General features: G+C 69.2%; 14 protein-coding genes and 1 riboswitch. Of the genes, 11 read left to right on the plus strand and 3 right to left on the minus strand.

Annotation, left to right across the window (positions count from 1 at the left end):
- The first annotated feature begins 65 nt into the window (after window positions 1-65).
- The 7 genes from ACIQCM_RS07530 to ACIQCM_RS07560 all read left to right on the plus strand — a co-directional run bounded on the left by ACIQCM_RS07530 (window position 66) and on the right by ACIQCM_RS07560 (window position 4,486).
- The gene (locus tag ACIQCM_RS07530; protein ID WP_400605241.1) at window positions 66-641 is read left to right on the plus strand and encodes a HutD family protein; all 576 of its coding nucleotides are present in this window, start codon (window positions 66-68) and stop codon (window positions 639-641) included.
- An 86-nt stretch (window positions 642-727) separates the two neighbouring features.
- Window positions 728-1,258: a ferritin gene (locus tag ACIQCM_RS07535; protein WP_400605243.1), complete on the plus strand. Its 531-nt coding sequence runs from the start codon at window positions 728-730 to the stop codon at window positions 1,256-1,258.
- A gap of 70 nt (window positions 1,259-1,328) precedes the next feature.
- Window positions 1,329-1,393: riboswitch (guanidine-III (ykkC-III) riboswitch) on the plus strand.
- Between the two features lie 9 nt (window positions 1,394-1,402).
- Entirely contained in the window at window positions 1,403-1,726 is a 324-nt protein-coding gene (locus ACIQCM_RS07540) for a DMT family transporter (protein WP_400605244.1), read from the plus strand.
- Window positions 1,726-2,067 (plus strand): DMT family transporter, encoded by a 342-nt coding sequence (locus tag ACIQCM_RS07545; protein WP_400605246.1) that lies wholly within the window; start codon window positions 1,726-1,728, stop codon window positions 2,065-2,067. The genes ACIQCM_RS07540 and ACIQCM_RS07545 overlap by 1 nt, the downstream gene beginning before the upstream one ends.
- Before the next feature lie 125 nt (window positions 2,068-2,192).
- On the plus strand, window positions 2,193-2,816 hold the full coding sequence (locus ACIQCM_RS07550) for a nucleoside/nucleotide kinase family protein (RefSeq protein ID WP_400605247.1): 624 nt from the start codon (window positions 2,193-2,195) through the stop codon (window positions 2,814-2,816).
- A 16-nt stretch (window positions 2,817-2,832) separates the two neighbouring features.
- Window positions 2,833-3,825, plus strand: a complete 993-nt coding sequence (locus tag ACIQCM_RS07555; RefSeq protein ID WP_400605249.1) for an aldo/keto reductase — start codon at window positions 2,833-2,835, stop codon at window positions 3,823-3,825.
- Between the two features lie 10 nt (window positions 3,826-3,835).
- The gene (locus tag ACIQCM_RS07560; RefSeq protein ID WP_400605250.1) at window positions 3,836-4,486 is read left to right on the plus strand and encodes an MBL fold metallo-hydrolase; all 651 of its coding nucleotides are present in this window, start codon (window positions 3,836-3,838) and stop codon (window positions 4,484-4,486) included.
- Between the two features lie 86 nt (window positions 4,487-4,572).
- On the opposite strand, the gene ACIQCM_RS07565 is transcribed toward ACIQCM_RS07560, so the two are convergent.
- A complete protein-coding gene (locus ACIQCM_RS07565; RefSeq protein WP_400605252.1) occupies window positions 4,573-6,474 on the minus strand; it encodes a DEAD/DEAH box helicase in 1,902 nt (633 codons plus the stop codon).
- 318 nt (window positions 6,475-6,792) lie between these two features.
- Between ACIQCM_RS07565 and ACIQCM_RS07570 the strand changes: the two genes are divergently transcribed.
- Window positions 6,793-7,542, plus strand: a complete 750-nt coding sequence (locus ACIQCM_RS07570) for an SAM-dependent methyltransferase (RefSeq protein ID WP_400605254.1) — start codon at window positions 6,793-6,795, stop codon at window positions 7,540-7,542.
- On the opposite strand, the gene ACIQCM_RS07575 is transcribed toward ACIQCM_RS07570, so the two are convergent.
- Complete coding sequence (locus tag ACIQCM_RS07575) at window positions 7,539-8,936, minus strand: MFS transporter (protein WP_400605463.1); 1,398 nt, start codon at window positions 8,934-8,936, stop codon at window positions 7,539-7,541. The genes ACIQCM_RS07570 and ACIQCM_RS07575 overlap by 4 nt on opposite strands.
- 1 nt (window position 8,937) lies before the next feature.
- Window positions 8,938-10,236: an MFS transporter gene (locus tag ACIQCM_RS07580; RefSeq protein WP_400605256.1), complete on the minus strand. Its 1,299-nt coding sequence runs from the start codon at window positions 10,234-10,236 to the stop codon at window positions 8,938-8,940.
- A 138-nt stretch (window positions 10,237-10,374) separates the two neighbouring features.
- Here ACIQCM_RS07580 and ACIQCM_RS07585 point away from each other — a divergent pair, with 138 nt between their 5' ends.
- From ACIQCM_RS07585 to ACIQCM_RS07595, 3 genes are all read left to right on the plus strand, one after another.
- Window positions 10,375-10,803 carry a hypothetical protein gene (locus ACIQCM_RS07585; protein WP_400605258.1) on the plus strand — a complete coding sequence of 143 codons (429 nt, stop codon included), beginning with the start codon at window positions 10,375-10,377 and terminating at the stop codon, window positions 10,801-10,803.
- Window positions 10,804-10,870: 67 nt separating this feature from the next.
- A complete protein-coding gene (gene trmB, locus ACIQCM_RS07590; RefSeq protein WP_400605260.1) occupies window positions 10,871-11,794 on the plus strand; it encodes a tRNA (guanosine(46)-N7)-methyltransferase TrmB in 924 nt (307 codons plus the stop codon).
- A gap of 85 nt (window positions 11,795-11,879) precedes the next feature.
- Window positions 11,880-12,725, plus strand: a complete 846-nt coding sequence (locus tag ACIQCM_RS07595; protein ID WP_400605262.1) for a DUF1206 domain-containing protein — start codon at window positions 11,880-11,882, stop codon at window positions 12,723-12,725.
- Window positions 12,726-12,735: the final 10 nt, after the last annotated feature.

A 12,735-nucleotide genomic window follows, 5' to 3' on the forward strand; every position in this document is an offset into this window, starting at 1 on the left:
GTCCCCCGCAGGACAGTAGCAGGGTCCGGGGGCCGGTGGCATTGCCGGAACACTAGGCTGGGCAGATGGAGATCATCCGGTATGCAGACCTGAAGGCCGAACCGTGGCGCAACGGCGGCGGCGTTACGCGGGAAATCGCCCGCGGCGTTGCGGATGACGGCGGTGCTGTCGGGAGTTCAGCCGCTTGGGACTGGCGGGTCAGCATTGCGGAGGTGGGCAAAGCAGGCGAATTCTCGGCCTTCCCCGGCATGGAGCGGGTCCTCACGGTGATCGACGGAGAGCTGTTCCTCCTCACCGTGGACGGGGTGGAACATCCCTTGGAGAAGTTCCGGCCGTTCCGCTTTTCCGGCGGCGCGGCCACGGCCGGCGCCCTGCCGACGGGGGACGTCCGTGACCTGAACGTCATCACCCGCACCGGTGCTTTCAAGGGCTACACGTCCATCATCGAACTGTCCAAGAAGCGCGCCCACCCGCTGTTTGCGGGGCAGTTCGGGATCCTGCTGCAGGGGCAGGCGGCAGTTTCTCCGGGCGCCGAGGCACTGGACCGGTATGACGCCGTCACAGGTTCTGACGCCGAAACCCCCGAGATCCTGGGCCGGGGCTTCCTGGCCGTGGTCTCCATCGACGCAGTAGCCGGCTAGCGACAGCCGGGTCAGGCCAGCCTTCCCTCGCCAAGCGGAGCCTTTCCACACTGGCTGTTGCCGGTGGGCGCTCCTAGACTCAGGCTATGACCACTTCATCGTTCAACTCGCTTCTGTCCACCCAGATCGGTAACGAATTCACGGCCTCGCAGCAGTACATCGCGGTGGCCACGTGGTTCGCCAACCAGGACCTCCCGCAGCTGGCCCGGTACTTCTACCGGCAATCCGTGGAGGAACGGAACCACGCCATGATGATGGTCCAGTACATGCTGGACCGGGACATCCCCTTCACCATTCCGGGCGTTCCCGCCGTCCGGAACGACTTCGGCTCCGTGACGGAACCGCTGGCCCTTGCGCTCGAACAGGAAAAGGAAGTCACGCGCAACATCGAGGACCTCTTCCGTGCGGCCCGCGGCGAAAACGATGCCCTGGGCGAGCAGTTCATGCTCTGGTTCCTCAAGGAGCAGGTGGAGGAGGTGGCGTCCATGACCACGCTGGTGAACATCGCCGAGCGCGCTGACAACCTGTTCGATATCGAGAACTTCATCGCCCGCGAAACCATCGGTGATGGCGGCCGGGATGCCGCGGCACCCGAAGCGGCCGGCGGCACGCTCTAACCCTGGCAGGGCGGACCGGTGAGGTTCGCCACCAACCCGGCCACCCGCCGTCGGGCGTTGCTACGCTGGGACCAAGGCCTCTCCCAGGCCTCCGGACGACGGTTCAGTACCCGGCACGCGACAAGACTGGCCACAGGAGCTCCTATGTCGTGGTTAGTCCTGATTCTTTCCGGCGCGCTGGAAGCCGTCTGGGCCGCCGCCCTGCACCGCGCCTCCACACTGCCGGGCCGGCGCCGCATCGCGCCGGCGGCGCTCTTCCTGGCGGCAGCGGCAGCGAGCACGGGCGGCCTGGCCTTCGCGATGCAATCCATCCCCACCGGCACGGCGTACGCCGTGTGGGTGGGCGTCGGCGTGGTGCTGACGTCCGCGTACGCGATCGCCACCAAGGTGGAGCGCCCGACGGCGGCCCGCTTCCTCCTGCTCGCGGGAATAGCGGCGTGCGTGGCCGGGCTGAAGGTGGTGGCGTGATGCGTGCGGGTCGCCTCGCCTGGCCGGTGCTGCTGGCTTCCGCGGTCCTCGAAGCCGTCTGGGCAACAGCCCTGGGCCTGTCCAACGGCTTCACCGAGCCGCTTCCCACCCAGGTCTTTCTTGTCGCCGCTGGCCTGAGCCTCTGGGGCCTCGGCTACGCCACCCGCCACATCCCGTTGGGCACTGCCTACGCCGTGTGGGTGGGCATCGGCGCGGCACTCACGGTGGGCTGGGCGATGGCCACCGGCGCGGAGCCGTTCAGCGTCCTCAAACTGCTGTTTATCGCCGGGATTGTGGGTTGCGCCGCCGGTTTGAAGAGGCTCCCGGCCGGCCCCCGCTGACTCTCCCCACCTTTGCCGCCACCTGACGGCGCGTCCCGGCGAAACGCCGTCGTACGCGGCCTTCCGGCTACCAAAGGCGGGGGAACCCGGCGTCGGAGCTTCCCCGTCCGGTTTAGGCTTTTGCCATGGACTCCCCCGAGATCACCGAGGCCGTCGACGCCCTGCGCGGGCGGTTCGCGGACGGCCGCCGCATCATCCTGGGCATCGCCGGCGCACCGGGCTCGGGGAAATCGACGTTCGCGGCATGGCTGCAGCAGCAGTTCGGGCCCGGTTCCGCCGTGGTGGTGCCCATGGACGGCTTCCACCTGGCCAACGCCATCATTGACGGCACGCCGCTGCGGCAGCGCAAAGGAGCCATGGACACCTTCGACGCCGGCGGGTACCTGGCACTGCTCCGGCGCCTGGTGAGCCGGGACGAGGAAGTGGTGTACGCACCGGAGTTCCGGCGCACCATCGACGAACCCGTGGCCGCGTCGATCGCCGTGCCTGCCGCGGTGCCGCTGGTCATCACGGAAGGCAACTACCTGCTGGTGGAGCAGGGACCGTGGAAGGACATCCGGGCCCAGCTGGACGAGGCCTGGTTCGTGGACACACCGCAGGATCTCCGGATGAGCCGGCTGGTGGCCCGGCACATCGGGTTCGGTATGGAGCCCCGGGCGGCGCAGGCATGGGCCGCCGGACCCGACGAAGCCAACGCCCGCATCATTATGGCCACCAAGGCCGGCGCAGACCGCATCATCAACTGGTAAAACGAGGAGAACCCTGATGACCCCTTCAGTCCCCCTGGGAGACGGATTCAACGTCAGCCCGCTCGGCTTCGGCGGCATGGCCCTGACCCCCGTCTACGGCGAGGTGGATCCGGCAGAGGCCCTGGAGACGCTGCACCACGCGGTGGATTCCGGTGTCAGCTTCATCGACACCGCGGATATCTACGGCGGGGGCAGCAACGAGGAACTCATTTCCCGGCTGCTGAAGGAGCGGCGGGACGAGGTCCAGCTGGCCACAAAGTTCGCGCTGGTGGGCACGCCCACGGACGGGTACACGGACATCCGGGGCGACGCCGCCTACGTCCGGCAGGCAGTGGACCGCAGCCTCCAGCGGCTGGGCACGGACGTGATCGACCTCTACTACATGCACCGCCGTGACCTCCGCGTTCCGATTGTGGAAACCGTGGAGGCCATGGCAGAGCTGGTGCAGCAGGGGAAGGTCCGGCACCTTGGCCTGTCCGAGGTGACGGCGCAGGAACTCGAAGAAGCCTGTGCCGTCCATCCCATTGCGGCCGTCCAGAGCGAGTGGTCCATCTGGAGCCGCGACGTGGAACGCAACGTTGTTCCTGCCGCAGCCGCCCTGGGTGTGGGCTTCGTGCCCTACTCGCCCCTGGGCCGGGGATTCCTTACCGGCACCGTTGACGCCTCTGCACTGGGTTCCGACGACTTCCGCCGCAAGATTCCGCGGTTCGCGCCGGAGGCCGCCAGCGCCAACCAGGCCGTGGTGGATGCCGTGCAGGCCGTTGCGGAGCAGCTGGGCGCCACCCCGGCGCAGGTCGCCCTGGCCTGGCTGCTGGCGCAGGGCAAGCGGCTGGATCTTCCGGTGGTCCCCATCCCCGGCACCCGCAAGGCGGCCCGGATCGACGAAAACCTTGGCGCGCTTGCCCTGGAGCTGACCCCCGCGCAACTGGACGCCTTGGACTCAGCCTCGGCCGCCGTCGTCGGCTCCCGGTCCGCCGATCCCAACTGGGTGTCGCAGGGGCGGGAATAGGGCGGGGACCATGGATTCGCTGGTCTACGACCTGCCTGCCCTGACCATCCGCCGGATTTCGGTCAGCGAGATGGACAACAACGTATACCTGCTGACGGCCAAAGCCAGCGGGGAACAGGTGTTGATCGATGCCGCGGATGACCTTCCGGCCATCCGGCAGCTGCTCGCAGGCGCCGCCGCGGACACGTCCGCCGCGCCCCGGCTCGCACTGATCGCCACCACCCACCGGCACTGGGACCACGTCCGTGCGCTCCCGGAGCTGGTTGCCGCGACCGGTGCGCCCACCGCTGCGGGAGCGGACGACGCCGATGCGCTGCCCGTTCCGGTGGACCGCCGCCTGGCGCACGGGGACACGGTAGCCGTGGACGGGTTCCAGCTCGAGGCTGTCCACCTACGCGGGCACACCCCAGGTTCCATCGCCTTCGTGTACCGCGACCCGGACGGGCCGCCGCACATCTTCTCCGGTGATTCGCTGTTCCCCGGCGGTGTGGGCAACACGCAAAAGGACCCGGAACGGTTCAACTCACTGCTGGCCGACGTCACTGACCGGCTGTTCGGCACGTACCCGGATGCCGCCGTCGTACATCCCGGCCATGGAAAGCCGACGACGCTCGGTGCCGAACGCCCGCACCTGGATGAGTGGCGCGCCCGGGGCTGGTGAAGCCCTGGGTTTCCGCTACAGATTCGGACAGCCGCGCCCGTGATCCGGGTAGCGGCTGTCCGTTTCAGTAGCGGAAATCCGTAACGTTAGCGGCTGCGGCGTTCGTTCGACGCCGGAGCTGATGCACGGCGCGGGCCGCTGCGGGCCGGACGGCCGGAGCCGCCGCCTGCGAACGAGCCGCCCGAGGTTCCGCCGGTGGTGGAGGACCAGACAGCTTTGCTGCCGCCGTTGCCGGTCCGCTGCCCACCCGAGCGCTGCTCGCCGGAACGCTGGCCGCCGGTGCGGGCGCCTGCGCCTGCCGCGGCGCGCTGGCCGGTTGCCGGGCGTCCGCTGCGCTGTCCGCCGGAGGAAGCCGGACGTCCGGTTCCGCCGCGGGGGGCGTCGCTGCGGGTGATGCGTGAATCCGTGCGGCCTTCAGCGGCGCGCCCGTCCGAACCGCGGCCGGCCGATGAGCGGCCACCTGCTGCGGGGACGTCGTTGCGGTGGGTGCCGGCGATGCCGCGGCCACGGCCATTGCGGCGGGCCGCAGCTGCCGCAATGGCACGGTCCTCATTCTGCTCAGCCACACGGTCGAAGGCTGCGCGGGCTTCGGTGCGGCCTTCGAAGGCTGCCGCCCGGCGCTCGGCGCGGGGGACGTCGGTGCGGACCGGCTCAGCCGAGACCTTGCCGCGGCCGCCACGGCCACCGCGTCCACCGGTGGTCGGTGCAGCCTGGCGGCGGGCCCGCTTGCGCTCGGCGTTGGCGCCCGTGGAGGTGCCGCCGCCCTGCTTGGCAGCCTTGGCGGCCAGCAGCGCAGCGCGGGTGCGGGGGTCAACCTTGTCTGCGATCTCGCCCACCAGTTCGGCCACGATCGGCGAGTTGGCGGTGACGCGCTCAAAGCTGACGTCCACGCCGGCGGCCTTCATGAGCTTCTTGACGTCGGTCTGCTGCTCGGGGAGCGTCAGGGTGACCACGGTGCCGTCGGAACCGGCGCGGGCGGTACGGCCCGAGCGGTGCAGGTACGCCTTGTGCTCGGTGGGCGGATCAACGTGGATTACCAGTTCGACGTCGTCCACGTGCACGCCGCGGGCAGCGACGTCGGTGGCCACCAGGACGCGGACGTCACCGTTGGAGAACTCGGCGAGGTTGCGGTCGCGGGCGTTCTGCGACAGGTTGCCGTGCAGGTCCACGGCGGGGATCCCGGCGTCGGTCAGGGTCTTGGCCAGCTTGCGGGCGTGGTGCTTGGTCCGCATGAAGAGGACGCGGCGGCCGGCACCGGAGGCGAGCTCAACGATCAGCTGCTTCTTGACGGTCTGGTCGTTGACCACCAGCACGTGGTGCTCCATGGTGGTCACCGCGGCCTGCGGATCGTCCACGGAGTGGGTCAGCGGGTTGGACAGGTAGCGCTGGACGATCTTGTCCACGCCGTTGTCGAGCGTGGCGGAGAACAGCAGGCGCTGGCCCTGGCTGGGGGTCATGTCCATGAGCTTCTTCACCACGGGCAGGAAGCCGAGGTCAGCCATGTGGTCGGCCTCGTCCAGGACCGTGATTTCCACGGCTTCCAGGGTGAGGATGCGCTGGCGGATCAGGTCCTCAAGGCGGCCCGGGCAGGCGATGACAATGTCGACGCCGGCGCGCAGGGCCTTTTCCTGCCGCGCCTGGGAGATGCCGCCGTAGATCACCGTGGTGTTCAGGCCGGCGGCCTTGGCCAGCGGCTCGATGGTGGCGTTGATCTGGGTGGCCAGTTCGCGGGTGGGTGCCAGGACCAGGCCCATGGGGCGGCCGGGCTTGCGGAAGTATGGTGCTTCGCGCTCGGCGAGGCGTGCCACCAGCGGGATGGCGAACGCGATGGTCTTGCCGGAGCCGGTGCGGCCGCGGCCCAGGACGTCGCGTCCTGCGAGGGTGTCCGGGAGGGTCTTCACCTGGATGGGGAACGGGGTTTCGATTCCCTGGGCGGTGAGGGTGTCGGCAAGGGCCTTGGGCGTGCCGAGGGCAGCAAAAGTAGTCATTAAGTCAAAGGTCTTTCTGGCGGTGTCCGTGCGGACATCGGCCCCCGATGCCGGTTGGCTCAAGGGTTCGCCGAAGAAAAGTCAGGTGGTCACGCCAGCCTGCTGCCGCTTATGCAAAGCGGCGGCCGGGACCAAATGGAACGCGTTCATCGACGCAGGATGTGCCTCTCACATGAAAAAAGCCCAGACCCTTTTATGAAGGGAAACCCGGGCATCACTGCACATCAAGTTCCACCAGTCTAGCATCCTTCGCAGCTTCCCCCGCCGCGGCAGGCCTGAGGCGTTGCCTCAGGCGCCACGGCGGGGCAGTGTTGAGGCATGAGCGAACAGTCGGCACACCACCATGGCACGCACGACGGCGGTGCCTCCCCGGACGGGGGCGACGGCGGCATCGGCAGCGGGATCCGCGGTGACGATGCCGCGTCGATCTGGGACGAAAGATACCGGACCAAGCCACAGATATGGAGCGGCAGGCCCAACCCGCAGCTGGTACGGGAGGCGGGCGGACTGCGGCCGGGCAAGGCGCTGGACCTTGGCTGCGGCGAGGGCGCCGACGCCATCTGGCTGGCGCAGCAGGGCTGGACGGTGACGGCCGTGGACGTTTCTGCCGTCGCGCTGGAACGCGCGCAGTCGCATGAGAAGGCTGTCCTGGCGAGGGAAAGCGTGCACGCGGCCGATGGCGCCATTGCCAGCCGGATCACCTGGCAGCAGGCCGACCTGGAGCATTGGCGGCCCGAAGGGCATTTCGACCTGGTGACCTCCCAGTTCCTGCACTCGAAGGAACTGGGCTGGCAAGGGCCGCTGCGGGCCGCTGCTGCGGCGGTCAAGCCCGGTGGAACCCTGCTGGTGGTGGGGCATCATCCGGACCGGCTTCCGCCGTGGGGCGCCGGCCATCACAACCACCGCGAGATGTTCTACACGGGCGACGAACTGGTCCGCGGGCTGGAACTGGACGGCCGGGGGTGGCAGCTCGAGGTGGAGACGAGCCGCGAGCGTCCCGTTACCGGACCGGACGGCCAGGAGGCGGTCATCGCCGACGTCGTGGTCCGCGCCACCAGGCTGCCCTAAGCCCCGTCAAGCGGGGACGCGACCCGCGGCGTGACGAAGGCGGCGGCGAAGGCAACCAGGGCGGTCAGCGCGAAGACCCCGGCGAAGGATGCCGCCGTCGTCGTAAACGCCGCGAAGACGGTGCCCGTGGCGGCGAGCGCCAGCGCCCCGCCGAGGGAATCAGCGATGGACATGGCGGAGCTGTTGAACCCTTCGTCGTCCTTGCTGGAGAGCGCCAGCGTCATGACGCTCAGGCGCGGGTAGAGCATCCCCATGCCGCCGCCGGCGAACACCCAGCCGGAAATCACGACGGCGGCGGGCAAGTACAGCGCGGCCGTCGCCAGGGCCAGGATCACTGCGCCCAGGACCATGAGCGACCCGGCGCGCACGGCGGTGCGATGGGAAAGCCGGTCGCCCAGCCGCCCCTGCAGAGCGGCTGCAGCAGCCCACGCCAGCGCTCCCAGGGTCAGCGTCAGCCCCGCGAAGGTGGGTGAAAAAGCGTACTCCTCGATCAGCAGGTACGGCAGATACACCTCCGCGCCGAAGAACGCCGCCGAAACCATGCCGCGCGACAGGATCACGCTGGGCAGGCCGCGGCGGGCCGTGAGGGTGCCCCGGGGGACAAGCGGGCGGACTGCCGCGAGGGCAAGGACGACGGCGGCAACGGCCAGGAGCACGGTGGCGGGCGGGAATCCCGGGATGCGGACTTCTGCGGAGAGGTTCAGCCCGAGGACCGCGACTGCGGCCAGCGCAGCCCAGGCGAGCCTGTCCGGAGCCCACGAGGTGCGCGGGGATTCCCCCGGGCCCTCCGCCGAGGCCGGGCCATGGCCGCGCAGCACCGGCGCCACCATGGCCAGCGCCGGGACGATGAGCCCCACCACGCCGAGGAACACCCAGTGCCAGCTGAACACCTGCGCCACGATGCCCGCGGCGAAGGGTCCCACCAGGGACGGGATGACCCAGGCGGCCGAGAACGCAGCGAAGATCTTCGGGTGCAGCTGGGGCGGGTAGATCCGGGCCACCAGCACGTACAGGGCAACGGTCAGCGCTCCGCCGCCGAGGCCCTGCACCAGCCGGCCGGCCACCAGCAGCGGCATGCTGGCGGCGGTGCCCGCGATCAGCAGGCCCAGCGCGAAGAGTGCCACCGAAGCGTAGAGCGGGGCGGCGGGGCCGCGACGGTCGGACCAGTTGCCCGCGCCCACCATGCCGATCACACCAGTGGCCATGGGCCCGGCGAACGCGAGGGCATACAGACCGGCGCCGTCGAGTTCGCGGCTGACCAGGGGCATGATGGTGGTCACCGCGAGGGATTCGAATGCTGCGAGGAACACCAGCGCGCACGTCCCGATGGTCACCCAGAGGAAGGGACGCCGGAGGACGCTGCCGCCGGGCCGGGTGGCGGGGTCCGCCCGCACCTCAGCCAACGAAGCGGTCCCGCCCTGCACGGTAGCCGAACACTGCCGCCAGGGCCCCGACCACCAGGAACAGGATTCCGGCGGCAGCGAAGGAACCCGTTCCCTGATGCAGCTGCCCGACCAGGAGCGTCCCCGTGGAGCCGAGCCCATAGCCCACGCCCTGCATCATGCCGGACAGGTGCGCGGCAGTATGCCCGTCCCGGGTGCGCAGCATGATCATGGTCAGCGCCACTGCGGTGAGGCTGCCCTGGCCAAGTCCCAGCAGCCCGGCCCACACCCACACCAGCTCCAGCGGACCGAAGATGCTGAGCGCAAAACCCGCACCGGTCATCAGCGCCACCACCGTATTGATGGCGCGCTGGTCGCGGAACCGGGCCGCGAGGGCCGGTGCAAACAGGGAACCGAGCATCTGCAGCACGATGCTGGCTGACACGATCAGGCCCGCAGTCGCGCCGTCCACGCCGCGTTCGCGCAGGATCGGCGCCAGCCAGGCGAACACGCTGAAGGACATCATGGCCTGCAGCACCATGAACAGGGTCACCTGCCACGCCACCGCGGAGCGCCAGACATTCACGCCTTCGTGGATGGCGCGGTGCCGTACAGAGCGCTGCCGGACCGCGACGGGCAGGAACAGGAAAAGTACGACGGCGGCAGGCGCCGCCCAGAGCCACAGGGCCAGGGTCCACTCTCCCGTGGCCGCGTAGACGGGGTAGGTAAAGCCCGCCCCGAGGGCCGCGGACGCGCAGATGGCCGTGGTGTACAGCCCTCCCATCAGGCCCAGCCGATGGGGGAAGTCACGCTTCACCAGGCCGGGAAGCAGGACGTTGCAGAGCGCGATGGCAGCGCCGCAGGCGGCCGTCCCGGCCAGGAGCGCGGGAAGGTGTCCGCCCAGGTCCGCGGGGCGCAGCAGGAGCCCTGCCGTCAGGACAGCCATGGCGCCGAGCAGGACCCGTTCCGCACCGAACCTGCGGGCCAGGGCGGGCGCCAGCGGCGCGAACACGCCGAGCAGTGTCACGGGCACAGTGGTCAGTACCACCACAGCCCAGCCGGGCAGGGCAGCCTCTGCCCGGATTTCGGGCAGTACCGCGGAGAAGCTGGAGAAGACGTTCCGGAGGTTGAGCCCGATGAGCACCAGGCAGACGCCCAGGAAAGCGAGCTGCCGCCGGCTTCCCACCTGCGTGGGTGCCGGCGCCGGCACCTCATCGACTTCCGCGTCCACCAGGGTGCCGGGCAGGGATTGCCGGACTTCCGTTCCTGCGTTTCGGCGCCTCCCTGCCCGTGCCCTTGTCGTTTCCCTCATCCGGCCATTCTGTCAGGCAGGGACAGCTGCAGGGTTATCCACAAAGGGCGGGAATGCCCTCGACCGTCCCGCCGGGGCCTTCATAAGGTGGAGACCCGACCAGCCGTACTGCACGCCTTCAACACGTCCAGGAGAAAAATGGGACCGACACCGCTTCCGGAACGCCAACATCCTGACGCCACCCGGGGAAGCTCGTCCGACGGTGAAGCTGCCGGCGGCAAAAAGAAGCATTCCGGAGGTCCACTGGGTGCAAATGGCCTGTCCAGCCTGATTGTGGCGTGCCTGTGCGTGGCCAGCATGAACTTCACTGCACCGGGCGCAATGATCCTGATGTTCATGACCACTCCCCACAACGGCCCGCCTGCTTTTCCATGGCTGGTTGCGCTGCTGTTTTACAGCGCTCCCGTACTTTTTGCCGTGATATCGGTTGTGCTTGCCATACGCGCGGTAAGGGGTTCCCCGCGAAGGTCCGGGGACTGGAAAGCGGCAGTCGCGGCCATGTGTATTTGCGGCCTCGTGGTGGTCCTCGCGCTGGTCACGGGCCTGCGCCTCCTGGGGCTGCACTGACCGCGTGCGCGTTGGGCTGGTGGAAACCCTGATTGTCCGCCGGTTGGGCCCCGTTATCCTTGGAGGGATGAGCGAATCCCCAGAAGACCCCCAGCAGCCGCATGTCCCGAGGCCCGTCACGCCCGGGACCCAGGCATCGTTCGGCACGTACGGCGGCCGTCCGGTCAGTTTCGTCCGCCGCGGCACGCGCCTGCAGGGCCGCCGGCAGGCTGCCTGGGAGGAGCACGCCGAACGGTGGGCGGTTGACGTCCCGCGGCACGTCGCCAACACCTCCGTTCATCCGGAATACACGTTCGACGCCGAAGCGGAGTTTGGGCGCAAGGCTCCCCTCGTGGTGGAAATCGGCTCAGGGCTTGGGGACGCCATCTGCCACGCCGCTGAGCAGAACCCGGATACCGACTTCCTGGCCGTGGAGGTCTATACCCCGGGCCTGGCGAACACCATCATCAAGATCAACAGCCGCGGCCTGAAGAACGTGCGGGTGGTGGAAGCCAACGCCCCCGAGGTCCTGGCCACAATGCTCCCCGAGGGATCAGTCAGCGAGCTCTGGGTGTTCTTCCCGGACCCGTGGCACAAGTCCCGCCATCACAAGCGGCGCCTCATCCAGCCCGCATTCGCCGCCCTCGCAGCCCGCGCGCTGAAGCCGGGCGGGCTCTGGCGGATCGCCACGGACTGGTCCAACTACGCCGTCCACGTCCGCGATGTCCTGGCCGGCTCTCCCGACTTCGAGAACCTGCACACCGGCGAACGCCGCGGCCCGGAAAGCCCCCTGACCCAGGTGTGGCAGACCGGCGTCGAAACCGTGGTGGGCGGCGCCCCGGTGCGCGAGGGCCGCGCCCCGGTCAGCACCGAACACACGGGCCCCAACGAGGGTGTGGACGAGACCGGCGGCTGGGCACCCCGCTTCGAGGGGCGGATCCGCACCAGTTTCGAAGCGAAGGCGCATGAGGCCGGCCGGCTGATCTTCGATCTCTGCTACCGCAGGCGCTGACCGCTGCCCTGCTGTCCTTCGCAGGGCAGTAGTGGCACGATGGGCTTGGGTGGGGGGAAACCGGCACCCGCGCGCAGTGTGCGCTTTGCGTAAAGGACGAGTCATCAAAAGAGAACTGAAGCAGGCCGCCGCCGCGGCGGAGAACGTGACGAACTCACGGACCATGGAAGTGCTGGCCAGGGCGGGCTTCGCTGCGAGCGGGATCCTGCACCTGCTGGTCGGGGCGATCGCTGTCCGGCTCGCGATGGGCGGCACCGGCAACGCGGATTTCAGCGGCGCGGTGGCGGAGTTGTCCACCCAACCGGCCGGGCCGTTCCTGCTCTGGGCCAGCTTCGTTGCCTGTGCCGCGCTGGCGCTGTGGCAGGCAAGCGACGCAATCTTTGACTACAACCGGCTACCGACCAGGAAGAAAGCCGCAAGGAAAGGCAAAGCCGCCGCGCAGGCCATCGTGTATGCAGGACTTGCCCTGACCCTCTTCTCCTTCGCCATGGGAACCGGCTCCGGCGCGGACAACCAGCGCAGCGCCTCTGATTTCACCATCAAGATGATGCAGGCCCCCGGAGGCATTGCCCTGCTGGTCCTGCTCGGAGCCGGCATCGCCGTCACTGGCGTGGCCTACGGCATCCGCGGCCTGCGGAAGTCCTTCGAGAAACACCTGGTGATGCCCTCCAACGACCGCATGCGCAAGGCCGTCCGGGCCCTCGGGATCGCCGGCTATGTGGCCAAGGGAACCGTCCTGCTGCTCGCCGGGCTGTTGATCGTGGTGGCCACCCTGCAGGCCCATCCGGAAGATTCCACCGGCCTGGACGGCGGGCTCCGCGCCCTCCGCGACCAGCCGTTCGGCGTCTACCTGCTGGCAGCCGTGGGCGCAGGCCTGGTCTGCTACGGGGTGTACATGATGGTCCGGGCACGCCTCGCCCGGATGGACTAGGCGGGCCGCA

The organism is Pseudarthrobacter sp. NPDC092439 (assembly GCF_044754945.1).
Lineage (GTDB): Bacteria > Actinomycetota > Actinomycetes > Actinomycetales > Micrococcaceae > Arthrobacter.